This is a genomic window from Bradyrhizobium sp. CCH5-F6, from assembly GCF_001556045.1.
Lineage (GTDB): Bacteria > Pseudomonadota > Alphaproteobacteria > Rhizobiales > Xanthobacteraceae > Bradyrhizobium.
Genome location: NZ_LSIC01000017.1, coordinates 1 through 22015 on the forward strand (window position 1 = coordinate 1; position 22015 = coordinate 22015).

Annotated in this window: 25 protein-coding genes and 1 riboswitch; of the genes, 12 read left to right on the forward strand and 13 right to left on the reverse strand. The window is 65.0% G+C overall.

Translation table 11 applies throughout. The annotated features are described in order from the left end of the window. Positions 1-93: 93 nt before the first annotated feature. Genes AX729_RS03315 through AX729_RS03325 form a run of 3 tightly spaced genes read right to left on the reverse strand, consistent with a single transcriptional unit; the run spans position 94 to position 2774 of the window. On the reverse strand, positions 94-1482 hold the full coding sequence (locus tag AX729_RS03315) for an ATP-binding protein (protein WP_061020482.1): 1389 nt from the start codon (positions 1480-1482) through the stop codon (positions 94-96). A gap of 24 nt (positions 1483-1506) precedes the next feature. Further along, positions 1507-2238, reverse strand: coding sequence for a response regulator (locus tag AX729_RS03320; RefSeq protein ID WP_061020483.1), 732 nt, complete (start codon positions 2236-2238; stop codon positions 1507-1509). Then, entirely contained in the window at positions 2235-2774 is a 540-nt protein-coding gene (locus AX729_RS03325) for a MarR family winged helix-turn-helix transcriptional regulator (protein ID WP_061020484.1), read from the reverse strand. The genes AX729_RS03320 and AX729_RS03325 overlap by 4 nt, the downstream gene beginning before the upstream one ends. Positions 2775-3114: 340 nt before the next feature. Here AX729_RS03325 and AX729_RS03330 point away from each other — a divergent pair, with 340 nt between their 5' ends. The 5 genes from AX729_RS03330 to AX729_RS03350 all read left to right on the forward strand — a co-directional run bounded on the left by AX729_RS03330 (position 3115) and on the right by AX729_RS03350 (position 7326). Next, a complete protein-coding gene (locus AX729_RS03330; protein ID WP_061020485.1) occupies positions 3115-4197 on the forward strand; it encodes a branched-chain amino acid aminotransferase in 1083 nt (360 codons plus the stop codon). Positions 4198-4346: 149 nt separating this feature from the next. Next, positions 4347-4871, forward strand: coding sequence for a YegJ family protein (locus AX729_RS03335; RefSeq protein WP_061020486.1), 525 nt, complete (start codon positions 4347-4349; stop codon positions 4869-4871). Between the two features lie 84 nt (positions 4872-4955). Continuing rightward, positions 4956-6476 (forward strand): histidine--tRNA ligase, encoded by a 1521-nt coding sequence (gene hisS / locus AX729_RS03340; RefSeq protein WP_061020487.1) that lies wholly within the window; start codon positions 4956-4958, stop codon positions 6474-6476. A gap of 18 nt (positions 6477-6494) precedes the next feature. Continuing rightward, the gene (locus AX729_RS41465) at positions 6495-6821 is read left to right on the forward strand and encodes a tautomerase family protein (protein WP_283807774.1); all 327 of its coding nucleotides are present in this window, start codon (positions 6495-6497) and stop codon (positions 6819-6821) included. Between the two features lie 112 nt (positions 6822-6933). Beyond that, entirely contained in the window at positions 6934-7326 is a 393-nt protein-coding gene (locus AX729_RS03350) for a thioesterase family protein (protein ID WP_061020488.1), read from the forward strand. A gap of 3 nt (positions 7327-7329) precedes the next feature. Here the strand turns inward: AX729_RS03350 and proC are convergent, their stop codons facing one another. Together proC and AX729_RS03360 are read right to left on the reverse strand one after the other, a co-directional pair. After that, complete coding sequence (gene proC, locus AX729_RS03355) at positions 7330-8166, reverse strand: pyrroline-5-carboxylate reductase (protein WP_502686895.1); 837 nt, start codon at positions 8164-8166, stop codon at positions 7330-7332. Positions 8167-8348: 182 nt separating this feature from the next. Continuing rightward, positions 8349-8849, reverse strand: a complete 501-nt coding sequence (locus tag AX729_RS03360; RefSeq protein ID WP_061020490.1) for a type III secretion system chaperone family protein — start codon at positions 8847-8849, stop codon at positions 8349-8351. A 436-nt stretch (positions 8850-9285) separates the two neighbouring features. Beyond that, positions 9286-9457: riboswitch (FMN riboswitch) on the forward strand. 77 nt (positions 9458-9534) lie between these two features. On the opposite strand from AX729_RS03360, the gene AX729_RS03365 reads away from it, so the two are divergent. Continuing rightward, a complete protein-coding gene (locus tag AX729_RS03365) occupies positions 9535-10110 on the forward strand; it encodes a 6,7-dimethyl-8-ribityllumazine synthase (RefSeq protein ID WP_061020555.1) in 576 nt (191 codons plus the stop codon). Between the two features lie 161 nt (positions 10111-10271). On the opposite strand, the gene AX729_RS03370 is transcribed toward AX729_RS03365, so the two are convergent. The 7 genes from AX729_RS03370 to lgt all read right to left on the reverse strand — a co-directional run bounded on the left by AX729_RS03370 (position 10272) and on the right by lgt (position 17251). Beyond that, complete coding sequence (locus AX729_RS03370; protein WP_061020491.1) at positions 10272-11306, reverse strand: D-alanine--D-alanine ligase family protein; 1035 nt, start codon at positions 11304-11306, stop codon at positions 10272-10274. Beyond that, positions 11303-12331: a putative zinc-binding metallopeptidase gene (locus AX729_RS03375; protein ID WP_061020492.1), complete on the reverse strand. Its 1029-nt coding sequence runs from the start codon at positions 12329-12331 to the stop codon at positions 11303-11305. The genes AX729_RS03370 and AX729_RS03375 overlap by 4 nt, the downstream gene beginning before the upstream one ends. A gap of 227 nt (positions 12332-12558) precedes the next feature. Further along, entirely contained in the window at positions 12559-13512 is a 954-nt protein-coding gene (locus AX729_RS03380; protein WP_061020556.1) for a ribose-phosphate pyrophosphokinase, read from the reverse strand. Between the two features lie 194 nt (positions 13513-13706). Continuing rightward, the gene (locus AX729_RS03385; protein WP_061020493.1) at positions 13707-14324 is read right to left on the reverse strand and encodes a hypothetical protein; all 618 of its coding nucleotides are present in this window, start codon (positions 14322-14324) and stop codon (positions 13707-13709) included. 177 nt (positions 14325-14501) lie between these two features. Further along, a complete protein-coding gene (gene pgeF / locus AX729_RS03390) occupies positions 14502-15269 on the reverse strand; it encodes a peptidoglycan editing factor PgeF (protein ID WP_061020494.1) in 768 nt (255 codons plus the stop codon). Then, complete coding sequence (locus AX729_RS03395) at positions 15269-16384, reverse strand: class I SAM-dependent methyltransferase (protein ID WP_061020495.1); 1116 nt, start codon at positions 16382-16384, stop codon at positions 15269-15271. The genes pgeF and AX729_RS03395 overlap by 1 nt, the downstream gene beginning before the upstream one ends. A gap of 21 nt (positions 16385-16405) precedes the next feature. Beyond that, entirely contained in the window at positions 16406-17251 is an 846-nt protein-coding gene (lgt, locus tag AX729_RS03400) for a prolipoprotein diacylglyceryl transferase (RefSeq protein WP_061020496.1), read from the reverse strand. Positions 17252-17494: 243 nt separating this feature from the next. Here lgt and AX729_RS03405 point away from each other — a divergent pair, with 243 nt between their 5' ends. The 4 genes from AX729_RS03405 to ychF all read left to right on the forward strand — a co-directional run bounded on the left by AX729_RS03405 (position 17495) and on the right by ychF (position 20470). Further along, positions 17495-17746, forward strand: coding sequence for an accessory factor UbiK family protein (locus tag AX729_RS03405; RefSeq protein ID WP_018648337.1), 252 nt, complete (start codon positions 17495-17497; stop codon positions 17744-17746). 244 nt (positions 17747-17990) lie between these two features. Beyond that, positions 17991-18701 carry a 50S ribosomal protein L25/general stress protein Ctc gene (locus AX729_RS03410; RefSeq protein WP_061020497.1) on the forward strand — a complete coding sequence of 237 codons (711 nt, stop codon included), beginning with the start codon at positions 17991-17993 and terminating at the stop codon, positions 18699-18701. 60 nt (positions 18702-18761) lie between these two features. Further along, positions 18762-19367: an aminoacyl-tRNA hydrolase gene (pth, locus tag AX729_RS03415; RefSeq protein WP_061020498.1), complete on the forward strand. Its 606-nt coding sequence runs from the start codon at positions 18762-18764 to the stop codon at positions 19365-19367. A gap of 5 nt (positions 19368-19372) precedes the next feature. Beyond that, on the forward strand, positions 19373-20470 hold the full coding sequence (gene ychF, locus AX729_RS03420) for a redox-regulated ATPase YchF (protein ID WP_061020499.1): 1098 nt from the start codon (positions 19373-19375) through the stop codon (positions 20468-20470). Between the two features lie 143 nt (positions 20471-20613). Here the strand turns inward: ychF and AX729_RS03425 are convergent, their stop codons facing one another. Further along, entirely contained in the window at positions 20614-20910 is a 297-nt protein-coding gene (locus AX729_RS03425) for a DUF4282 domain-containing protein (RefSeq protein WP_061020500.1), read from the reverse strand. Positions 20911-21065: 155 nt separating this feature from the next. On the opposite strand from AX729_RS03425, the gene AX729_RS03430 reads away from it, so the two are divergent. Continuing rightward, positions 21066-21518 carry a MaoC family dehydratase gene (locus AX729_RS03430; protein WP_061020501.1) on the forward strand — a complete coding sequence of 151 codons (453 nt, stop codon included), beginning with the start codon at positions 21066-21068 and terminating at the stop codon, positions 21516-21518. Further along, the gene (locus tag AX729_RS03435; RefSeq protein ID WP_061020502.1) at positions 21518-22000 is read left to right on the forward strand and encodes a MaoC family dehydratase; all 483 of its coding nucleotides are present in this window, start codon (positions 21518-21520) and stop codon (positions 21998-22000) included. Before AX729_RS03430 ends, AX729_RS03435 begins: the two co-directional genes overlap by 1 nt. Positions 22001-22015 lie beyond the last annotated feature (15 nt).

Consider the following 22015-nt stretch of genomic DNA (forward strand, 5'->3'; position numbering starts at 1 on the left):
GATCGAGATGGAGCTAAAAGCCGCTTAACCCGTCCACTTTATCGGGGGAAGATCAATCCGACCTTTCCCAGAAAGTGGGGCGAGGTAGAACCGCTACACCGGAATCCGCACGCTCGCCCTCAAGCCGCCCATCGGGCTGTCGCCGAGCGTGATGTCGCCGCCGTGCGAGCGTGCGATGTCGCGGGCGATCGCGAGGCCAAGGCCGGTGCCGCCTTCGTCCTGGTTGCGAGCATTGTCCAGCCGCAGGAACGGCTTGAACACCTCTTCGCGCAAGTGAGCGGGAATGCCCGGGCCGTCGTCGTCCACCGTTACGGTCAAATAACGGTGATCGCGCTGGCCGGTGATGGCGATGGCCTTGCCGTAGCGCGCTGCGTTGGTGACGAGGTTGGCGAGGCAGCGCTTGAACGAGGCCGGCTTCACCGTGACCACGGGCAGGCCGTGGAAGGCAACGGTCGCGGTGTGGCCATGGCGTTCGGCATCGCTGCGCAACTCCTCGAGTGCCTGCGCCATGTCGGTCGGCTGCGACTGCTCGCCGGAATCGCCGCGGGCGAAGGCGAGATAATCCTCCAGCATCATCGACATCTCGTCGACGTCCTTGCGCATGCCCTCCAGCTCGGGGCTGTCGCCGATCAGCGCCAGCTCGAGCTTGAAACGGGTCAGGATGGTGCGCAGATCGTGGCTGACGCCGGCGAGCATCGCGGTGCGCTGCTCCATGGTGCGCTCGATGCGCGATTTCATTTCGAGGAAGGCGACTGCCGCGCGCCGCACCTCGCGCGCGCCCCTCGGGCGGAAGTTCGGCGCTTCGCGGCCCTTGCCGAAGCTTTCGGCGGCGTCGGCAAGACGAAGGATCGGCTTGATCTGGTTGCGCAGGAACAGCACCGCGACGATCAACAGGATCGAGGACGTGCCGACCATCCAGAACAGGAATATCTCCGAGTTGGAGGCGTAGGCCGCGCTGCGCTGCGCGAACACGCGCATCACGGCATCGTCGAGCTGGATGCGGATCTCGACGAGGTTGGAGCGGCCGACCGTGTCGATCCAGAACGAGCGTCCGATCTGGCGCCCGAGCTGCACCGATAGCGTCTGGTCGAGCAGCGAGAAGAACGGCTTTGGCCCTGGCGGCGGCATGTCGCCGGCGGGCAGGAAATCGACCACCAGGCCGAGCCGCTGCTGGGCGATGCGGCGGATCTGGTCGCGGTCCTTGTCCTGCGGATAGCCCTTGTAGACGTCGATCAGCGCGGCGATGTCCTGCACCACCGCGGCCGACAATCTGCGCGTCACCGTGTTCCAGTGCCGCTCCATGAACACGAAGGCGACGACCGATTGCAGCACCACCATCGGCACGATCATGATGAGAAGCGCGCGGGCGTAGAGGCCGGTCGGCATCCAGCCCTTGAACGCATTGCCCATCCAGCCATTGGCTGCGGAGACGCGGCCGGCGGCGCTTCGCAGCAGCGTCAGGCCGGTATCGATCGTGCTCATCGCTCGCGCTTCACTGCTTGGGTCTCAAGGCGAGGCCACCAGCCGGTAGCCGATGCCGCGCACCGCCTGCAGGAACAGCGGATTGGCGGGGTCGGTCTCGATCTTGCGCCTGAGCCGGTTGATCTGCACGTCGACGGCGCGCTCGTTGACGCTGCCGTTGCCGGTCAGCGCGCTGCGCGGCACGGTCTCGCCCGGTGTCTCCGAGAGAATCCGCAGCATTTCGCGCTCGCGGTCGGTGAGGTGGATGACCTCCTCGCCCTGGCGCAACTCGCCGCGCTCGAGATGGTAGACGTAGGGACCGAAGGCAATCTTCTCGACGGTCGCGGCCTGCGGCGGCGGGGCGGCGCGCTTGAGGATGTTGTTGATGCGTAGCGCGAGCTCGCGCGGCTCGAACGGCTTTGCCACGTAATCGTCGGCGCCGATCTGCAAGCCCTCGATGCGGGATTCAGGTTCGTGGCGCGCCGTCAGCATCACGATCGGCACCGAGGAGGAGGTCCGGATGAAGCGGGCGAGGTCGAAGCCGGTCTCGCCGGGCATCATCACGTCGAGGATCAGGAGGTCGAAATGCAGGCCCAGCAGTTTCGAGCGCGCATCGCCGGCGCTCGCAGCGGTGGTGACGCGGTAGCCTTCACTGGCGAGAAACCGCGAGAGCAGATCGCGGATGCGGCGGTCGTCGTCGACCAGCAGCAGATGCGGGGCGTCGTCGGCGGGTTGCACCGGCGGGCGGGCGAGCGTGGCAGCGAGCGGCACGGTCACTCCTTGTCGTGGTTGTCGGAAGCGAAGATCGTCTCGAGCACCTTGTCCGGATCGTCGCGGTCGATCATCGCGCGCAGGAAGCGCTTCACGGTCTCGGCGTCTTGCGGAGCCATCTCGGCGAGCGCCCTCGTGATCCGCGTGGTCTGCAGTCCGGCGAGCTTCTGCACCAGCGCCTCGCCCTTCGGCGTCGCGTAGAGGAGGCGCTGGCGGCGATCATTGTCGCCGGTCTTCTGCACGATATAGCCTTCGTCCAGCAGCTGCTTGAGCACGCGGCCGAGCGACTGCTTGGTGATGCGCAGGACGTCGAGGAGGTCGGCGACCTTGAGGCCGGGATAGCGATAGACGAAGTGCATGACCCTGTGGTGGGCCCGGCCGAACCCGAACGCCTCCAGCTCCTGGTCGGGATCGCCGACGAAGTCGCGATAGGCGAAGAACAGCAGCTCGATGATATCCCAGCGCAAATTCCCTCCATCGGAGCCGGCCGGCCGGGGCTCGGCGGCGTCATGAGAGGAAGTTACGAAATTTATGTCAGGCATATTGACGTATCTTGGGTTCAATGTTACAAAACGATCGGCCCGTACGAAATTTTAGATCGTTTCACGACGGGGCGGCATCGAAGCAGGGACGGCGGAAGGAGCCGGACAGGCGACGACGCCGGATCTGATCTACCGTGCGATTGTCGAGCGGCATTTCGGCAAAACATACTGGACTTCTGCCTTCCGCAAAAGCATGTCCTCGGCGGCATGCTGGCCACGGAAACCGGCCTTAAACAAGGCTGGCGGCGGTCCGGCAGCAACCAATCGAGCCAGCCGGGCCCCAAAGCGGGCAGGGCGGGCGCCAGAACAGCGCCGCCACCGGGCAGCGGGAGGCAAGGACATGAGCATGACATTCGACATCCAGCCCGCATCCAATCCGACTCCTGAGAAGGACCGCGTCGCCAAGCTGGTGGACCCCGGCTTCGGACGGATCTTCACCGATCATATGGCGATCGTCCGCTACAATCAGGCCAAGGGCGGCTGGTACGAGGCGCGGATCGAGGCGCGCGCCAACTTCCAGCTCGATCCGGCCGGCGCCGTCCTGCACTACGCCCAGGAAATCTTCGAGGGCCTGAAGGCCTACAAGCGAGATGACGGCGGCGTGAACCTGTTCCGTCCCGACGCCAATGCGCGCCGCTTCAAGGACTCCGCCGACCGCATGGCAATGGCTCAACTGCCCGAGGACGTCTTCATCGAGGCGGTCGAGCAGGTCGTGCGCATCGATCGCGCCTGGATCCCCGGCGGCGAAGGCAGCCTTTACCTGCGTCCCTTCATGATCGCGAGCGAGACCTTCCTCGGCGTCAAGCCGTCGTCCGAGTACATCTTCTCGGTCATCGCCTCGCCGGTGGGGTCATACTTCAAGGGCGGACCCGCCCCGGTCTCGATCTGGGTGTCGGAGAATTACACGCGCGCAGCCGTCGGCGGCACCGGCGCCGTCAAGTGCGGCGGCAACTATGCCGCGAGCCTGCGCGCCCAGGCCGAAGCGATCCAGCACGGCTGCGATCAGGTCGTCTTCCTCGACGCGATCGAGCGCCGCTACATCGAGGAGCTCGGCGGCATGAACGTCTTCTTCGTGTTCGACGACGGCTCGCTGCTGACGCCGCCGCTCGGCACCATCCTGCCGGGCATCACCCGCGACTCCATCATCACGCTCGCGAAGGATGCCGGCAAGATCGTGCGCGAGGAGCCCTATTCGCTCGATCAGTGGCGCAAGGATGCGGCCTCGGGCAAGCTGAAGGAGGCGTTCGCCTGCGGCACCGCGGCGGTGATCTCGCCGATCGGCAAGGTGCGCTCGGTGAGCGGCGATTTCGACATCAGCGGCGGCGCCGCCGGCCCCGTCGCCATGGGCCTGCGCAAGCAGCTCGTCGACATCCAGTACGGCCGCACCAACGATCCGCACAACTGGATCCGCAAGGTGTTTTGATCGGCGATGAGAGCGTCTCTCCTTCTCCTCCTGGACAACCAAGGGGAGAGGGGAAACGCGCATCGCTTGTGGCTTTTCGTGCACTGAACGTACCGCCACAACTCCGCGACAAAGCCAGGATACATCGAGTCATCCTGGACATTGCGATCATGGCAACAAAGCTCTCCCAACCCGTGAAATGGGTCGTTCTCGCCGCAATCACCGGCCTCTCCGTCTTCGGCATCCTGACCATCGGCCCGACGCACGAGGTCGCAGCGCAAGACCGCTCGCCGATCGTCGACGTGCGCACCAGCGATCCCGAGATGAACGCGGCGATCGCGCGGGCCCGCGGCACGCTCCCGACCTTCTGGGCCTCCTACGAATCGGCGAAGCCGGCCGAGACCGGGCACGCCCTGAAGGTGCGCTTCTCGACCCGTAAGGGCGGCGAGCACATCTGGATCGGCGAGGTGAAGAAAATGCCAAATGGCACCTATTCCGGCCTCTTCGCCAACGAGCCGCGCGACATGCCGGGCAAGCACGCTGGCGACAAGGTCTCGTTCAGCGACGCCGACATCTCGGACTGGATGTTCATGCGCAACGGCAAGATCGTCGGCGGCGAAACCATCAAGCCGACGCTGAAATCGCTGCCGAAGGCGGATGCCGACGCCCTCAGGGCCCGGATGGAGCAGCCGTAAATTCTCTTCCCCTCTCCCCGCCTGCGGGGCGAGGTGAAGAACAGCCCGGTTGCCGCTTCCCGCGTCGGCTGGTAAACGCCGCGCATGGCCGAGAAACCCAAAAAACCCCAGAAACTGAAGGCGCGACTGCCGCGCGGGCTCGAGGATCGCGACCCCGCCGCGATCCGGGCGACGCGCGAGATGGTCGAGAAGATCCGCGCCGTCTACGAGCTCTACGGCTTCGAGCCCGTGGAAACGCCGGCGATGGAATACACCGACGCGCTCGGCAAATTCCTGCCCGACCAGGATCGTCCGAACGAGGGCGTGTTCTCGTTCCAGGACGACGACGAGCAGTGGATCAGCCTGCGCTACGACCTGACCGCGCCGCTCGCGCGTTACGTCGGCGAGCGCTACGGCACCGACGGTCTGGTCTTGCCCTACCGCAGCTACCGCGTCGGCTATGTCTTCCGCAACGAGAAGCCCGGCCCCGGGCGCTTCCGCCAGTTCATGCAGTTCGATGCCGACACGGTGGGCTCGGCGACGCCGGCAGCTGATGCCGAAATCTGCATGATGGCGGCCGACACGATGGAGGCGCTCGGCATTGCGCGCGGCTCCTATGTCGTGAAGGTGAATAACCGAAAAGTGCTCGATGGTGTTCTGGAAGCGATCGGGCTCGCCGGTGACGAGAACGCCGCGCGCAGGCTCATTGTGCTGCGCGCGATCGACAAGCTCGACAAGTTTTCCGCCGACGAAGTGCGCAAGCTGCTTGGTCCCGGGCGTTGGGACGGAGGCGAAGAAGGCAAGGGCGACTTCACGAAAGGAGCCGACCTGAGTGAGGCTGAGGCAGACGTCGTTCTCGCCATCACCAAGCCGCGTGAGGATTGGAAAGAAGCCATCGCCGCGGCAGAAGCCTACCTTGCCAAGACCCAGGTCGGTCAGGCCGGCGTCAGCGAGCTCGAAGAGATTGCCAAGTTGGTCACAGCGTCGGGCTACGGTGCGGACCGCATCAAGATCGATCCGTCCGTCGTGCGCGGCCTCGAATATTACACCGGCCCCGTCTACGAGGTCGAACTCCTGCTCGATACCAAAGACGAGAAGGGCCGCCCGGTTCGCTTCGGCTCGGTCGGTGGCGGCGGGCGCTACGACGGCCTGGTCTCGCGCTTCCGCGGCGAGCCGGTGCCGGCGACCGGTTTCTCGATCGGCGTGTCCAGGCTCCAGGCCGCGCTGACGCTGCTCGGCAAGCTCGACACGCGGCCGGAATTCGGCCCCGTCGTCGTCACCGTGTTCGACCGCGACCGCGTCGCCGACTACCAGAAGATGGTGGCTGCCTTGCGCACCGCCGGGATCCGCGCCGAGCTTTATCTCGGCAATCCCAAGAACATGGGCAACCAGCTCAAATATGCCGATCGCCGCAACTCACCTTGCGTGATCATCCAGGGTTCGGATGAAAAAGCGCGCGGCGAGGTGCAGATCAAGGATCTCATCGAGGGCGCCAAGGCCGCCGCCGCGATCGCCTCCAACCAGGAATGGCGCGAGACCCGGCCGGCGCAGTTCTCGTGCAGCGAATCCGATCTCGTCACCAAGGTGCGCGAGGTCCTGGCCCGCCATGACGTGAGCTGGGGCTAGCCATTCGCCTCGATTGCCATGCGCGGGCTTGACCCGCGCATCCATCTTCAAAATGATGAAGGGCCGGGTGCAGACAAGTTTACGCAGTCTGCAAGAGCAGACTACTATGCCGGCCATGACGACAGCAGCAGGGAGACAACGATGCCTGAGATCACCATCAGCATGGCCGAAGGCCGCACCGACGAGCAGAAGGCCGGCATGATGCGCGACATCACCCAGGCGCTGGTGAAGAACCTCGGCGTCGACGCCGATGCCGTCGTCATCCAGATCAACGAAGCCCCGCTCCGCCACAAGATGAAGGGCGGCAAGACCTTCGTGGAACGCGCGGCGGCTGCGAAGAAGTGACGCGTTAGCGTCATTCCGGGGCGCGCGAAGCGCGAACCCGGAATCGCGAGCTGCAAACTTCTGGATTCCGGGTTCGGCGCTGCGCGCCGCCCCGGAATGACGAGCAAGACCCATGGACGCACGCGACTTCATCATGATCGGCATGAGTGCCGAGCGTACGCTGGTGGTCCCGGCCGAGCGCACGGTCGGGCATTTCGTGCCCGGCATGCCCATGGTCTATGCAACGCCGATGATGATCCTCGAGATGGAGATGACGTCGGGCGATGCGATCCGCTCCGCACTCCAGCCGGGCTGGGTCACTGTCGGCACCGAAGTCGACATCCGTCATCTTGCAGCAGCCCTTGTCGGCGCGACGGTGCGGACCACGGCGAAGGTGGTTGCCGTCGAGCGCCGCGTCATCCGCTTCGAGGTCGAGGCGTTCGAAGGCACGCGCAAGCTCGGCGAGGGCCGCCATGCGCGCGGGCTGGTGAATGTCGAGATGTTCAACAAGCGGCTGGGGGCGTAGCGGCTACTTCGCCAGTTCCTTCGACCGCTTCGTGGCCGCCGCGATGGCGCGGATCATCAACTCGCGGAGGCCCGGCTCGCCCATCAGCACGCCGAGCGCCGCAGCCGTGGTGCCGCCGGGCGAGGTGACGTTCTGGCGCAGCGTGCTGGCGGGAAGGTCTGACCGGTGCAGCAGCTCGCCGGAGCCGGCGACGGTTTCGCGGGCGAGCTTTGTTGCGAGCGATTCGGGCAATCCTGCCTCGACGCCGGCGCGCGCGAGCTCCTCGGCGAGCAGGAACACGTAGGCCGGGCCCGAGCCGGACACGGCGGTGACCGCGTCCATCAGGCCTTCATCCTCGACCCATTCGACCGAGCCGGTGGCGCGCAGCAGCGCATCGGCCACCGCGCGCTGGGCGGCGCTGACGCTTTTCGCTGCGACCGCAACGGTGATGCCGCGGCCGATCGCGGCCGGGGTGTTCGGCATCGCGCGCACGACGGCGCCGCCGCAGACCTCTTCAAGCGACGCGATCGTGGTGCCCGCCATGATCGAGACCACCGAGGTCTGGTTCGAGACGAACGGCTTCAGCTTGGCGCCGGCCTCGCGGAACATCTGCGGCTTGACCGCGACGACCAGCGTGTCGACCTGGCCGGCGGTCTTTGCGTCGGGATTGAGCACCACGCCCTTGGCGGCGAGCGCGGTGATCTCAGGCGAGACATGCGGCTCGATCACTGCGACCCGTCGCGGATCAAGCCCGCCGGCCAGCCACCCGGTCAGCATCGCGCCCCCCATCTTACCGGCGCCGGCGATGAGGATGGTGCCGGTGATGTTTTGGAGGGGGTTGCTATCTGCCACTGTGATCACCCAAGCAAAAGGTGTCGTCCCTGCGAACGCAGGGACCCATAACCACAAGCGGTTCTAGTGGATGGAAGGCGGAGCAACAAGCGTTGTGCCACGAGGGGCATCACGCGGTATGGGTCCCTGCGTTCGCAGGGAGGACGATGAGGAGAGAGAAGTGGGCCTCCTCACTTGCTGAAGAGCAGGCCTTACGCCTCTCCCACCGTGTCGAACATTGCGGCGTCCATCGCCTCGGCCGTGGTCTTGCCGGCCCACACCACGAACTGGAACGCCGGGAAGTAGCGTTCGCAGGCGTGGATGGCGCCGGCGAGCATGGCTTCGCACTGCGCGGTGGAGGCGGTGAGGCCGCCCGGCAGCACCAGGGCCTGGCGGTGCATCACCATGCCGGTGTTGGTCCACAGGTCGAAATGGCCGACCCACAGCTGCTCGTTGACGGCGGCGACGAGTCGCTGCACCTCGCTTCGCCGCGGCACCGGAATCTTCATGTCGAAGGCGCAGGCCAGATGCAGCGCCTCGATCTCTCCCATCCAGGTGAAGGAGAGCTGGTAGTCGGTCCATTGTCCCTTGGAGACGATCGTGAGTTCGTCCTCGCCGGAGCGTTCGAACGGCCAATTGTTGCTGGCGGCGATGTCCTCGACGACCGCGAGCGGATGGCTTCTGGAATCGATAGTGCCTTCGAGCAGGGACATGCCGTCTCGACCTCTTGCCTTCTTGTTGTCTTTGATACGCACGCGGTTGGGCCCGGCGCGCGCTCCCTAAACGTCGCTACGGCGATCTCCGGGGTCGCTCTCGCGATCCCCTCGGATCAGCACGGGCCTGTCGCGGATCAAGTGATGTGATTTGCGGAATCTGCGCAACGGGGTCCCGAGTCCGTCCACAAGCCAGGACTCGTTCGTCCACAGCTCATCTCCGCCACAATTATTAACGTCGGGGGGCTCCAATCCGGATGGAGGAGAACAAACCGGAATCGGATTCACCGGGCGGGCGTCAATCGTTGAATTCCGCCCCGCGAGGCCCGCTCCCGCGGGGCTGGCATGGGACCATGCGATTTGCCCATGCGGAACGCGCTTGCCGCGACTGTGCGAGGGCTGCATATTTCCGACTAGGCCGTTCATTCCGGGCGGCCGATGTTCTCAGGGCGGGGTGAAAGTCCCCACCGGCGGTAAGGGCCGAAAGGCCTAAGCCCGCGAGCGCCTTCCCCCAGGGTTCCTGAAAAGGATTTCGCCGAAGGGAGGGGTCAGCAGATTCGGTGCAACTCCGAAGCCGACGGTCATAGTCCGGATGAAAGAGAACGGTCGGTGGCAGACGCATCGCAAGATGCGGCTGTTTGTCGTTCCGTGTGCCCTGATTCTGGTCCTTGAACCGAGGAAAGCCATGAATCAGATGCTGCAAGATCCCCAAGTCGAAACTTCCCAAGTCCAAACCTCCCACTCCACCGAATCGCCGGTTCCACGTGACCCGGTGACGGATCATCCGCGCTTCGCAAAGCCGCAGCGGGTGGCCTTCGTGCAGGCCTGCTGGCACCGCGACGTGGTCGAGGAAGCCCGCATCGCCTTCATCAGGGAAGCCGAGGCGCGGCACCTCACCCATGTCGATGTATTCGAGGTGCCGGGCTCGTTCGAGATCCCGCTGCACGCCCAGGTCCTCGCCAAGACGCGGCGCTATACCGCGATCGTCGCGGCGGGCCTCGTCGTCGACGGCGGCATTTATCGCCACGAATTCGTCGCCGATACCGTGATCAAGGCGTTGATGGACGTGCAGCTCCGTACCGAGGTGCCGGTATTCTCAGCCGTGCTGACGCCGCAGCAATTCCACGAGACCGAGGTGCACTACGACTTCTTCCGCAAGCATTTCGCGATCAAGGGCGTCGAGGTCGCGGCCGCCTGTGCGGAGACATTGCTCGGCCTCGAACGTCTCCGTGGCCAGGTCGCGGCGGGGATCGTGGGGTAGGCAATGGTCGTTCCGGGGCGCGCGGAGCGCGAGCCCGGAATCTGTTCATTGCCACGGATTGCTGCAACATGGATTCCGGGTCCGGCGCTGACGCGCCGCCCCGGAATGACAACAAAAAAGCAGTCAAAACAGGCTCGAAACCGACTCTCCGGCCGCCGTCGTCAGCCGAGCGATACACCCGCCTTGGCCCGGCTGATCCCGAGGGAAAGGATGCGGTGCAGGAGATCCGGATATTTAAGCCCGTCATGTAGAGCGGCCGTGGCGAACTCCTGGCTCTTCGCGATTTCGGGATTTGGGTTTGCTTCGATGAAATACGGCGTGCCGTCGGCGGTGAGACGAAAATCGATACGCGCGTAGCCGTCGAGGCCAAGCGCCCGATAGATGCGCTTCGCCGCGCGCTGGATGCGCGCGGTAACTTCAGGCGACAGGTCTTTCGCCGGCCCGTCGACGATGCCGACCTTCTCCTGATAGTCGGTGTCGTGCTTGGCCTTTTCGGTGGCGATGTGCCGAGACCTGCGCCCGCCCATGCTGCCGAATTTCAGTTCCCACACCGGCAGGACGCGCAGACGATTGTTGCCGATCACGCCGACGTAAAGCTCGCGCCCCTCGATGAATTGCTCGGCGATGGCGGCGGTTTCGCTCCGATCGTGGATGAAGGCGACGCGCTCCGCGAGCTTTTCATCGGTGTCGACGATCGAGGCCTGGGAAATGCCGGCAGATCCATCCATGTTCAGGCTCTTGACGATCAGCGGCAGCGCAAGATGCTTCGGTCGCTTGACCTTACGTCGCATCGGGAAAACGGCGAAGGCCGGCACCGCGATCCGGCGATGATGCACCAGCGTCTTTGACAGGTCCTTGCCGCGCGCCAGGATCAGGCCGCGCGGATTGCATCCGGTATAGGGCACCTTCATCAGTTCGAGATAGCTCGCGATGTGCTGGTCGAAGGCGACGTTGTTGTGGAACTCCTCGAGCAACGTGAACACCACATGCGGCTTGAAGCTCTCGATCTCTACGCGCACCGGCTTGATTTCCTCCTGCGCGCCGAGCGCGCGCACGTCGTGGCCAGCCGCACGCAAGGTGCTGACGACGTCGTATTCCGTTTTCCAATTGTTGATTTCCTGCGCGGTGTATCCGTCGGAGGAGTCCGGGGGCATGAAGTCCGGATGCATCAGGACCAGAATGCGCAAGCGTCTCATAGCGCGATCCATTTGCGCCGAGACGGGCCGAACATCGTGTGCATCGTCTTGGCGGTCACGAGGACGGTGAAGTCGAGAACGAGCTTCTGTTCAGGGCCGACGGCGCGCAGGTCGAGCTCGCGGCAGCGGGAGATCATCTCGTCGAGCACGGCATCGAGCGTGAGCTGGTTCTCGCCCGTCCATCGCGCGACCAGTTGCCTGATATGGGCGCGGTGCCGCCTGATCAGGGCCGAAGCCGGCTTTGAGCGGTGATGCCGTGGGTCGGCTGAAAACAGCCGGGAGAGGTCGCGGTCGTAGGTCTTCGGCGGCGTGAAGGCGTAGAACGCCTGCTTCTTCTTGTAGTGGTCTTCGAGCGTCTGGCTCAGCCGGCTCAGCGGGTCGACGCGCTCCCGCGTCGTTATCTGCGGTCGCTTTCCCGCAATCTCGCTCATCAGCTCGTCGACATATTCGAGCTTCTTCAGCGCCGGCCAGCCGGCATATCGCGTCCGCCAGTTCGAGCGCGGCCGCAGCCACACCGCGAAGGTCTCGGCGAAATCCTCATCCGGATGGCTCTGCGCGTACCACAGCCGCAGATGCTGGACGTATCGTCTGCTCGCAGGATTGGGCCGATAGTAGCGAGGGTAGTGTTTCGACGACGGGCCGAACAGCTGCTGCCAGCGCCGTCGGCGCTGCAGCTGGTAGCCGTGCTGCAGGGCATGGCCGGCCTCGTGACGGAGGATGGCCATGCATTCGCGCCAGGTCCCGCCCTCGACGTCGAACATCATCTTCTTCTCGAGCTTCATCAGGCGCGGATGGGCGAGATAGAAGGGTATAGCGATGCCGGGGACGTCGCCCGGACTGAACCATTCGCTCGAGATCCAGGTGTGCGGCCGCAGCCGAATGCCGCGTTCTTCAAGTTCCTCGTGGAGCGTGCTGACGCAGTCCTCGAGCCAGGTACCTTCGACCGTAACCCTCAGGCTGGAGAGACGCTGCTTGAGCAAGGCGTCGTCCGACAGCTTCTCCCAGGCAAATTTCCGGCGTGGCATCAGGCATCCAGTGGGCAGAGATGACTCGGTCCCCGGATGATGTCATGGGCTGCCGTTGGCAACAACCCGCGCGGTCAGGTCGCTGCGGGCACCGTGGCGTAGGGTAGATGGTCGTCATTCCGGGGCGTGCGTCGCACGAGCCCGGAATCCATTGATCTCACGGATTGCTAGAAGATGGATTCCGGGTTCGCCTCTTCGAGGCGCCCCGGAATGACGACTGGAGAAAATCAGTCGAACAGGCTCGAGACCGACTCTTCGGCTGCCGTGCGCGCGATCGCGTCGGAGATCAGGCTGGCGATGGGCAGCGTGCGGATGTTGGGCGCCTTGCTCACCGCATCCGTCGGCAGGATCGAGTCGGTGATCACCAGTTCCTTCAGCTTGGAGCCGGAGATGCGCGCGGCGGCGCCGCCGGAGAGCACGCCATGGGTGATGTAGGCGTAGACGTCCTTGGCACCCTTTGCGATCAGCGCATCGGCCGCATTCACCAGCGTGCCGCCGGAGTCGACGATGTCGTCGACCAGGATACAGGTGTAGCCGGCGACGTCGCCGATCACGTTCATGACTTCGGACTCGCCCGGACGCTCGCGACGCTTGTCGACGATCGCGAGCGGGGTGTTGATGCGCTTGGCGAGGCCGCGCGCACGCGCCACGCCGCCGACGTCCGGCGAGATCACCATCACCTTGGAGAGGTCGAACCGCTCCTTGATGTCGCGCACCATCAGCGGCGCCGCGTAGAGATTGTCGGTCGGGATGTCGAAGAAGCCCTGGATCTGGCCGGCATGCAGGTCGAGCGTCATGACTCGGTCGACACCGGCCTGCGTGATCAGGTTGGCGACGAGCTTGGCCGAGATCGGCGTGCGCGAGCCCGATTTGCGGTCCTGCCTTGCGTAGCCGAAATAGGGCAGCACCGCGGTGATGCGGCGCGCCGAGGAGCGGCGCAGCGCGTCGGTGATGATCAGGAGCTCCATCAGATGGTCGTTTGCCGGGAACGAGGTCGACTGGATGATGAAAGCATCCGAGCCGCGGACGTTCTCCTGGATCTCGACGAAGATCTCCATGTCGGCGAAGCGCCGCACCACCGCCTTGGTCAGCGGCAGGTCGAGGCCCTGCGCGATGGCCTGTGCGAGGGCCGGATTGGAGTTGCCGGCGACGAGCTTGATGGAGCCGTTCTTGGCCGACATGGACGCTTCCTCCCGCGCTTTGCTGGATACGACGTTCAACATCAGAAAATACCCACTGGCAGCACGGTTACGACGGGCGAGGAAATATCAGGCGAGAGGCCGCAATGGCAACCCGGCATGCTACGTTTTCCCTTCGAAAATCCTGAGTCGGGCCAACGGCTTGGCCGCAACTTGAGGCCGTGGTTTAGCGGGGGTTATCGGTCGGCATAGCCGAGCGCCGAGGCGGGCATCTCAGGCACGGGCGCGACCGGGCTCATGCTTGCCACTGCCGGTCCGCGCAGGCCAGGCGCTGCGCTCGGAGCATCCGGCGCGCCGTTGATCATGTTGGAAAGTCCGCTGAATCCGGCCTGGGCGATCTTCCGCAACACGAGGTCGTCGGCAGCCGCCCATGCGTCGCGGCCGCCCTTGGCCGAGGTCGGTTCCTCCCCGGAGAGACGCAGCGCCCGTTGCTGGTTGGCGTCATAGACGTCCCAGACCCAGGCGATGACGGTCTTGCCGCGCACCACCTGGGCCGAGAGGTAGCTGCGCACGCGGTAGGCGGCCGTGCCCTCGCGGGAAACGACGGACAGGCTGCGCAACTTGGATTCGCTGTCGAGCACGCCGACCATGCGGTCGAACACCTGTGGCGGCGGTCCGTCGATGGATTCGAACGCCACGGTCGCCCCGCCGCCGGTGCTCGGCGCCATCGCATAGGAGTTGGCGGCATTGCCGCCGCCCCCGGCACAGCCGCCGAGGGCGGTCGCAGCCGCCAGCAGCATGACCGCCAGCACGCGCGAACCCGCACGGCCCAGGATGAATGACGCGTCCCTCATTATGGAGGGCAGCGATATCGTTAAAATCGATTAAGGTCTAGGGCAGCGGCGACACACACCGGGAATACACGGATTCCCGTGTTGTCACTTGGGCTTGAGCCAGAAGGAAGGTTTCGCGCCCCGGGGTGCGCTGGGGCGCATCACTGACGTGCTGCGCCGCGTCCGGGGCACGAGAATTCACGCTTCAAGCGCGATGGCGTGAACGTGCCGGCCGTAGTCCGGCTCCTTGCGATGCACGGAGCGGCGATAGCTGAAGAAGCGCTCGTCGGCGTAGGTGTCGAGCCCGAGATCGTCGATCATCAGGATTCCGGCGGCTTCCAGCCGCTTGCGGATGAAGCCGGCGAGATCGAACATCGCGTGGCCCTCGCGCACGGACGGGATGAAGAACACGGCGTTCTCGGCGTCAGCCTCGATGAAACGCGTCACGAACTCGTTGCCGACCTCATAGCTCTCCTGGCGGATCAGCGGGCCGATTGCGGCGATGATGCCGCCGCGGGTGGCGCCGAGCTTTTCCATCGCCGAGATGGTCGCTTCGAGCACGCCCGTCAGCGCGCCCTTCCAGCCGGCATGCGCGCCGCCGATCACGCGGGCGTTGGGATCGACGAACAGCACCGGTCCGCAATCGGCGGTGGAGACACCAAGTGCAATGCCGGGCTTGTTGGTGACGAGCGCGTCGCCCCTTGGCCGCGGTCCGCTCGGCCAGTGCGCATCGGCGACGAGCACGTCGGGCGAATGGATCTGGTGCAGGCTGAGGAAACGCTCGGGCGCGACGCCGACATGCTCGGCCATCCGGCGGCGGTTCTCCGCGACGAGCGCCTGATCGTCGTTGGAGCCGAGCCCGCCATTCAGCGCCGAATAGATGCCGCCGGAGACGCCGCCCTCGCGGGTGAAGAAGGCATGGCGCAGGCCGGGCACGGACGACAGCAGCGACGAAGCAAGCGTCATCAGGTCTCTCCAGACTGTTCGGGATCGCTGAAGCCGGCAAGGCCCGATAGCCGCGGCTCGGAGATGCCGAGCACCTTGAACATCGAACCCATGCCGCCGCGCCCGGTATCGGTCAGGCGCTTGTGCGCCACCGAAATGTCGGTGGCGACGTCCGGCGCCGCCTTCTGCATCAAGGCGGCGGCGCGGGTATCGATGCCGATACGCTTGAGGAAGTCGCCTTGCGTCACCGGGCCATGCACGCGGGCGCCGACATCCTCGGCCGCGCGCGCCAGCGCCTGGAAGTCCACATGGGCGGTCACGTCGGCCTGGCCCGGCGCCTTCAAGGGATCGGCGAAGGTGTGGCGCGCGATGGCCTGGAAGGTGTCGCCGGCATCGCTGCGCAGGTGGCCGTAGTCGATGATGAGGGCCGCGCCGTCCTGGTCGCGCACGCGCGTGGCGAGCTTCATGATTTCGGTATCGGGTCGCCACTCGAACACGGCGCCGATGGGCGCGGCGCGCACCAAAGGCGGGAGCAGCACGTCGAAGCGTGGCGTCGGCTCGGCCGCTGCGCCGAACTGAAGCCTTCCGTTGGGATCGATCTCGATCACGCGCTCGTGCCAGCCGGTCTCGTGGCGGATCATCTGGTGGATCGGCAGCACGTCGAAATATTCGTTGGCGAGAATGATGCCGGGGCCTTCGGGCACGTCGTCGATGCTGTCGTGCCAAGCGATGTTGCGCACGTTGGCGAGTGTCGCACTCTGCCGATCACGCAGGACGGGATTGACCTCGACCAGATGGATGTGGAGCGCCTGGTAAAGCGGCGGCAACACGCGGAGTGCGCGCAGCGCATCCGCCATCATGGTGCCGCGACCGGGACCGAGCTCGATCAGCCGCAAGAATTGCGGCGAGCCCATCTGCTTCCAGACCGAGGCGGTCCACAGTCCCAGCAGTTCGCCGAACATCTGGCTGACCTCGGGCGCGGTGGTGAAGTCGCCCTCGCGCCCGAGCGGATCGCGCGAGACGTAATAGCCGTAGCGCGGATGCATCAGGCACAGTTCCATGTACCGCCAGACCGGCATCGGGCCTGCGGATTTGATCAGCGCCTTGATCTCGTTGAGTAGCGGCGAGTCGCTCACTGTCCATCTTCTCGAAGTGAATTAACGAATGGCCTCGAGGGGCTTCGGCGCACCGCGCCTGACTGCCCATACAATAAGTATGAGGCCTACGATAAGCATCGGGATCGACAACAGCATGCCCATGGTTAATCCGCCCCAGAGGAAACCGAGCTGCGCATCCGGCTCGCGGAAATGTTCGCCGGCGATCCGGCTCAGGCCATAGATCAGGATGAAGGCGCCGAGGATCATGCCGGGCCGCTTCAAGGCGCCGAGGCGGATCATCACCGCGAGCACCACGAAGAGCAGGATGCCCTCCATGCCGGCCTCATAGAGCTGGCTCGGATGACGCGGCAGCTGCGTCGGGTCGTTGGGGAAGATCATGGCCCAGGGCAGGCTGGGGTCGGTGGCGCGGCCCCATAATTCGCCATTGATGAAATTGGCGATGCGCCCGAGCAGCAGCCCGACCGGAGCGACCGCCGTGGTGATGTCGCCGAGCGACAGGATCGAGATGCGGTTGCGATAGGCAAACCACATCACGGCGACGACGCAGCCGAGGAAGCCGCCATGGAACGACATGCCGCCCTCCCACAATCTGAAGATCGCGGCCGGATGCTCGATGAAGAACGGCAGATTGTAGAACAGCACGTAGCCGGTGCGGCCGCCCAGGATGATGCCGAGCGTCACCCAGAGGATGAAGTCGTCGATCTGGAGCAGCGAGATCGGCGCGGGTCCGCCCCACAGGCGCTGGTTCTTCAGGAGCGAGCGCGCATAAAGCCAGCCGAACACGATGCCGCAGATGTAGGCCAGCGCATACCAGCGGATCGCGAACGGACCGATCTCGATCGCGATCGGCTTGAAGGCGGGAAAGTCGATGAGAAGAAAGGGCATCGCGCCTTATTGTGTCCAAGCGAGATTGGGGGCAGGCCGCCGTCGGCCGTCTCCCGGCGATCGGCTAGCCGATCGCCTCCGGTCACCCGGTGATTCCCGTTATGCAGGGACGTTGAATACGATTGCAAGGAAACCGGGGCATGACAAGGATAGCGGCGATCGGCCCTTGAACCGTCCCGCTCGGGTTGCCATTGTTTCTCGAGAGTTCGCGCAAAGTTTATCGTAAGCCGCCAGGAGACCGAAATGACCCAGACCAGCAACCGGTTTTTCGACGAGATCGGCCGCCTGATGAACGACGCCGCCGGTGCAGCCCAAGGCGTCAAGCGCGAGTTCGACACGGTGATGCGAACCCAAGCCGAAAAATTCCTGCGCGACATGGATCTGGTCAAGCGCGAGGAGTTCGAGGCGGTCAAGGACATGGCCCGCCTCGCCCGCGAGGAGAACGAGGCCCTGAAGGCGCGGATTGCGGCGCTGGAGGCCAAGCTCGGCGGGTAGTTCCGGTCCGTAGCCCGGATGAGCGAAGCGATATCCGGGATCTTGCCTCAACTGCCGCCGGCCCCGGATGTCGCTTCGCTCATCCGGGCTACTTCCTACCGGCCCATTCTCCTTGTCATTTCCGCATCTTCCGGGTAAAAGCCCGCCACGTCCGCGGCCCCCGCACCCCTGGAGGCTTGCTGTGGACGGCACCATGGGCCGCCTTGCGGCCCATTAACTTTTGCAAAAACAAGGACTTAACGACATGGCGACGACCGTCAAGGAATTGAAGGCGACCGCACGTCCGAAGAGCGGCAAGGGGGCCGCCCGGGCTGAGCGTCGCGCCGGCAGAGTGCCCGGAGTGATCTACGGCAACAACCAGCCCCCGCTGACGATCTCGATTGCAGATCGTGAGCTGCGCCAGCGCATCCTCGCCGGCCGGTTCCTGACCACGCTGGTCGACATCGACCTCGAGGGCAAGAAGCACCGCGTCATTCCGCGCGACTATCACCTCGATCCGGTCAAGGATTTCCCGATCCATGTCGACTTCATGCGGCTCGGCGAAGGCGCCACCATCCGCATCAGCGTTCCCTTGCATGTCGTGAAGTCGGAAGCCTCGCCGGGCGTGAAGCGCGGCGGCACCGTCAACATCGTTGCCCATGCGATCGAGCTCGAATGCGGTGTCGAGAGCATTCCGCAATACATCGAGGCCGATGTCGGCTCGCTCGAAATCGGTCACTCGCTGCATCTGTCGGACGTCAAGCTGCCGGCCGGCGTGAAGGCGCTGACCCGCGAGGACGCCACCCTCGTCACCATCGTGCCGCCGTCCGGCTACGCCGAAGAGCAGAAGGCCGCGGCTGCGGCTGCAGCTCCTGGCGCTGCTGCGGCTGCTCCGGCGGCGGGTGCTGCTCCGGCCGCGGGTGCTGCTCCGGCGGCCGCTGCCAAGGCTCCCGCCGGCGGCGACAAGAAGAAGTAATCTCTCAAAGAGCTGGCGCGCGGTCTCTGATCGCGCGCCGAGCGAGGGGCGCGCCGCGTCATGCGACTCTTTGTTGGGCTCGGCAATCCCGGCGCGAAATACGCACGTAACCGGCACAATATCGGCTTCATGGCCGTCGATGAGATCGCGCGGCGTCATGGTTTCGCACCATGGCGCCGTCGTTTTCAGGGCGAGACATCGGAAGGCACGCTTGGACCTGAGCGCGTGATCCTGCTCAAGCCCACGACCTACATGAACGAGTCCGGCCGCAGCGTTCAGGAGGCGGCAGGCTTCTTCAAGATCGCGCCAGGCGACGTCACCGTGTTCCATGACGAGCTCGAGCTGCCGCCGGGCAAGGTGCGGGTGAAGATCGGCGGCGGCATCGCCGGCCACAACGGCCTGCGCTCGATCTCGGCGCATATCGGCAACGAGTATCGCCGTATCAGGCTCGGCATCGGTCATCCCGGCGTCAAGGAACTCGTGCACGGCCACGTGCTGTCGGACTTCGCCAAGGCCGACAACGAATGGGTGGCGACGCTGTGCGAGGCGGTGGCCGAGCACGCAGGCCTGGTTGCCAAGGGCACGGACGCGACCTTCGCCAACAGAGTGCATCTCGCGATGCAGGCGAAGGGATTTTTGACCAAGGACGACAACGGCAAGGAATAACGCTCGTGGGATTCAAATGCGGGATCGTCGGATTGCCCAATGTCGGCAAGTCGACCTTGTTCAATGCGCTGACCGAGACGGCTGCGGCGCAGGCCGCGAACTATCCTTTCTGCACCATCGAGCCGAATGTCGGCGAGGTCGCCGTGCCCGATCCGCGGCTGGATAAGCTCGCCGCCATCGCCAAGTCCGGCCAGATCATCCCGACCCGGCTGACCTTCGTCGACATCGCGGGCCTCGTGCGCGGCGCCTCCAAGGGCGAAGGCCTCGGCAACCAGTTCCTCGCCAATATCCGCGAGGTCGACGCCATCGCGCATGTGGTGCGCTGCTTCGAGGATTCCGACATCACCCATGTCGAGGGCAAGATCGCCCCGCTCGCCGACATCGAGACCATCGAGACCGAGTTGATGCTCGCCGATCTCGACAGCCTCGAGAAGCGCGTCGACAATCTCACCAAGAAAGCCAAGGGCAACGACAAGGACGCCAAGGAGCAGCTCGACCTCGTCAACCGCACCCTGGTGCTGCTGCGCGAGGGCAAGCCCGCGCGCCTCGTCGAGCGCAAGGCCGAGGAGGAGCGTGCGTTCTCCATGCTGGGGCTGCTCTCGTCCAAGCCCGTGCTTTATGTCTGCAACGTCGAGGAAAGTTCGGCCGCCACCGGCAACGCTTTCTCCAAGGCGGTCGAGGAGCAGGCGGCAAAGGAAGGCGCGGTCGCCGTCGTCATCTCGGCGAAGATCGAATCCGAGATCGCCACCATTTCCCGCGAGGAGCGTGCGGACTTCCTGGAGACGCTGGGCCTCGAAGAAGCCGGCCTCGACCGCCTGATCCGCGCCGGCTACACGCTGCTCGACCTCATCACCTATTTCACGGTGGGCCCGAAGGAAGCGCGCGCCTGGACCATCCGTCGCGGCACCAAGGCGCCGGCAGCGGCCGGCGTGATCCACACCGATTTCGAGAAAGGCTTCATCCGCGCCGAGACCATCGCGTATGAGGACTACGTCGCGCTGGGCGGCGAAGCCGGCGCCCGCGATGCCGGCAAGCTGCGCCTCGAAGGCAAGGAATACGTCGTCGCCGACGGCGACGTGATGCATTTCAGGTTCAATACGTAAGCTGCGAACAGCGGTCCCGTAGGGTGGGTTAGCTGCGCAGATGTGCGAAGCGCATCTGCGTAGCGTAACCCACCAATGACTCGATCCGCGGAAACAGAAGAGGTGGGTTACGGCTTCGCCTAACCCACCCTACGAGACCACCCTCACCGCATCCCGCCGCCCTGATCCCGGATCGCGCCGAGATGCTCGTTGATGCGGAAGACGATCAGGATCAACTCGGCGATGATGCGCGAGAACACGATGCCGACGATGACGCTGGCGATCGACGACAGCAGCACCAGGAAGCCGCCGAACGGGCTGATCGCCATCGCAGCCAGGCCCGAGAAGATACCGGAGAGGCCGAACAGGCAGATCAGCGCGATCACCAGCCAATAAAAGGTCTTGATGATCGTCGGCGTGATGAAGCGGTCCCATTGAAACAGGTCGCTGAATGAAAACATCGCTCTCCCCAGGGGCAAATCAGGCCTCGGCCGTCGGTCGATCCGACTCAAGACCAATGCCGACACCCCATATGTAGCACGAGCCATGCGGGCCGGCGGGTTGAGATTGCCGCAAAGTGCGGCCACAATCTGTCATCCTGCAAAGCTTTCCCAAGATGACCCTGACCTTTGAAGATTTCCCGCCCGGCCGGTTCGGAACATTCGGCCCGCGCCACGTCACCCGCGACGAGATTCTGGCCTTTGCCGCCGAGTTCGATCCGCAACCGATGCACCTCGACGAGGAGGCGGCGGCGAAGAGCATGCTGCGCGGCCTGTCCGGCTCGGGCTGGCACTTGTGCTCGCTGATGATGCGGATGATGGCCGACGGCTTCATCACCCGCGCCGCATCGCTCGGCTCGCCCGGCGTCGATGAGGTGCGCTGGCTGTCGCCCTTGCGGCCCGGCGACGATCTCATGCTCGATGTCGATGTCGTGGAGGCGCGCACCTCGAAGAGCCGCCCGGGGCTCGGCATCGTCAAGTTCAAATGCACCGTGCGCAACGCCAAGGGACAGGCCCTCGCCGAGATGACCTCGCCGATCCTGATCAAGCGGCGCGAGGGGGCGGTCTGATGCGGTTTTTCGAGGACATCGAAATCGGTCAGCGCCGCGAGATCGGCAGCTATACGTTCACGGCCGAGGCCATCAAGAATTTCGCCGCCAAGTTCGATCCGCAGCGCTTCCATCTCGACGAGGAGGAAGGCAAGAACTCGCTGTTCGGCGGGCTCGCCGCCTCGGGCTGGCATGTCGGCTCGGCCTGCATGAGCCTTCTTGTCGCCGATGGCCAGCGTCTGGCGCGGGAAGCTGCAGCGCGCGGCGAGGAGGTTGCGGTGTGGGGCCCGTCGCCGGGCTTTCGCGACCTGCGCTGGATCAGGCCCGTGCTCGCCGGCGACACCGTCGCTTTCGTCAACGTCGTCGTCGACAAGCGTTCGTCGGCCTCGCGCCCCGGCTGGGGCATTCTGACGGCCCGCACCACCGGCACCAACCAGCGCGGCGAGGAGGTCTATTCCATCACCGCCAGCGCGTTCGTGCCGACGCGCGTGAACGCTGCTTAGACTTGTTCCAGGATG

Bases quoted from the DNA above. Each gene is read 5' to 3' on its own strand.
- pgeF (WP_061020494.1), bottom strand. From the start codon at position 15,269: ATGACGCTTGCTTCGTCGCTGCTGTCGTCCGTGCCCGGCCTGCGCCAT.
- AX729_RS03385 (WP_061020493.1), bottom strand. From the start codon at position 14,324: ATGAGGGACGCGTCATTCATCCTGGGCCGTGCGGGTTCGCGCGTGCTG.
- lgt (WP_061020496.1), bottom strand. From the start codon at position 17,251: ATGCCCTTTCTTCTCATCGACTTTCCCGCCTTCAAGCCGATCGCGATC.
- AX729_RS03410 (WP_061020497.1), top strand. From the start codon at position 17,991: ATGGCGACGACCGTCAAGGAATTGAAGGCGACCGCACGTCCGAAGAGC.
- AX729_RS41465 (WP_283807774.1), top strand. From the start codon at position 6,495: ATGCGCGGGCTTGACCCGCGCATCCATCTTCAAAATGATGAAGGGCCG.
- AX729_RS03335 (WP_061020486.1), top strand. From the start codon at position 4,347: ATGGCAACAAAGCTCTCCCAACCCGTGAAATGGGTCGTTCTCGCCGCA.
- AX729_RS03330 (WP_061020485.1), top strand. From the start codon at position 3,115: ATGAGCATGACATTCGACATCCAGCCCGCATCCAATCCGACTCCTGAG.
- AX729_RS03365 (WP_061020555.1), top strand. From the start codon at position 9,535: ATGAATCAGATGCTGCAAGATCCCCAAGTCGAAACTTCCCAAGTCCAA.
- AX729_RS03380 (WP_061020556.1), bottom strand. From the start codon at position 13,512: ATGTCGGCCAAGAACGGCTCCATCAAGCTCGTCGCCGGCAACTCCAAT.
- AX729_RS03325 (WP_061020484.1), bottom strand. From the start codon at position 2,774: ATGCCTGACATAAATTTCGTAACTTCCTCTCATGACGCCGCCGAGCCC.
- AX729_RS03315 (WP_061020482.1), bottom strand. From the start codon at position 1,482: ATGAGCACGATCGATACCGGCCTGACGCTGCTGCGAAGCGCCGCCGGC.
- hisS (WP_061020487.1), top strand. From the start codon at position 4,956: ATGGCCGAGAAACCCAAAAAACCCCAGAAACTGAAGGCGCGACTGCCG.
- AX729_RS03425 (WP_061020500.1), bottom strand. From the start codon at position 20,910: ATGTTTTCATTCAGCGACCTGTTTCAATGGGACCGCTTCATCACGCCG.
- AX729_RS03375 (WP_061020492.1), bottom strand. From the start codon at position 12,331: ATGCCACGCCGGAAATTTGCCTGGGAGAAGCTGTCGGACGACGCCTTG.
- pth (WP_061020498.1), top strand. From the start codon at position 18,762: ATGCGACTCTTTGTTGGGCTCGGCAATCCCGGCGCGAAATACGCACGT.
- AX729_RS03370 (WP_061020491.1), bottom strand. From the start codon at position 11,306: ATGAGACGCTTGCGCATTCTGGTCCTGATGCATCCGGACTTCATGCCC.
- AX729_RS03430 (WP_061020501.1), top strand. From the start codon at position 21,066: ATGACCCTGACCTTTGAAGATTTCCCGCCCGGCCGGTTCGGAACATTC.
- AX729_RS03350 (WP_061020488.1), top strand. From the start codon at position 6,934: ATGGACGCACGCGACTTCATCATGATCGGCATGAGTGCCGAGCGTACG.
- AX729_RS03405 (WP_018648337.1), top strand. From the start codon at position 17,495: ATGACCCAGACCAGCAACCGGTTTTTCGACGAGATCGGCCGCCTGATG.
- AX729_RS03435 (WP_061020502.1), top strand. From the start codon at position 21,518: ATGCGGTTTTTCGAGGACATCGAAATCGGTCAGCGCCGCGAGATCGGC.
- AX729_RS03360 (WP_061020490.1), bottom strand. From the start codon at position 8,849: ATGTCCCTGCTCGAAGGCACTATCGATTCCAGAAGCCATCCGCTCGCG.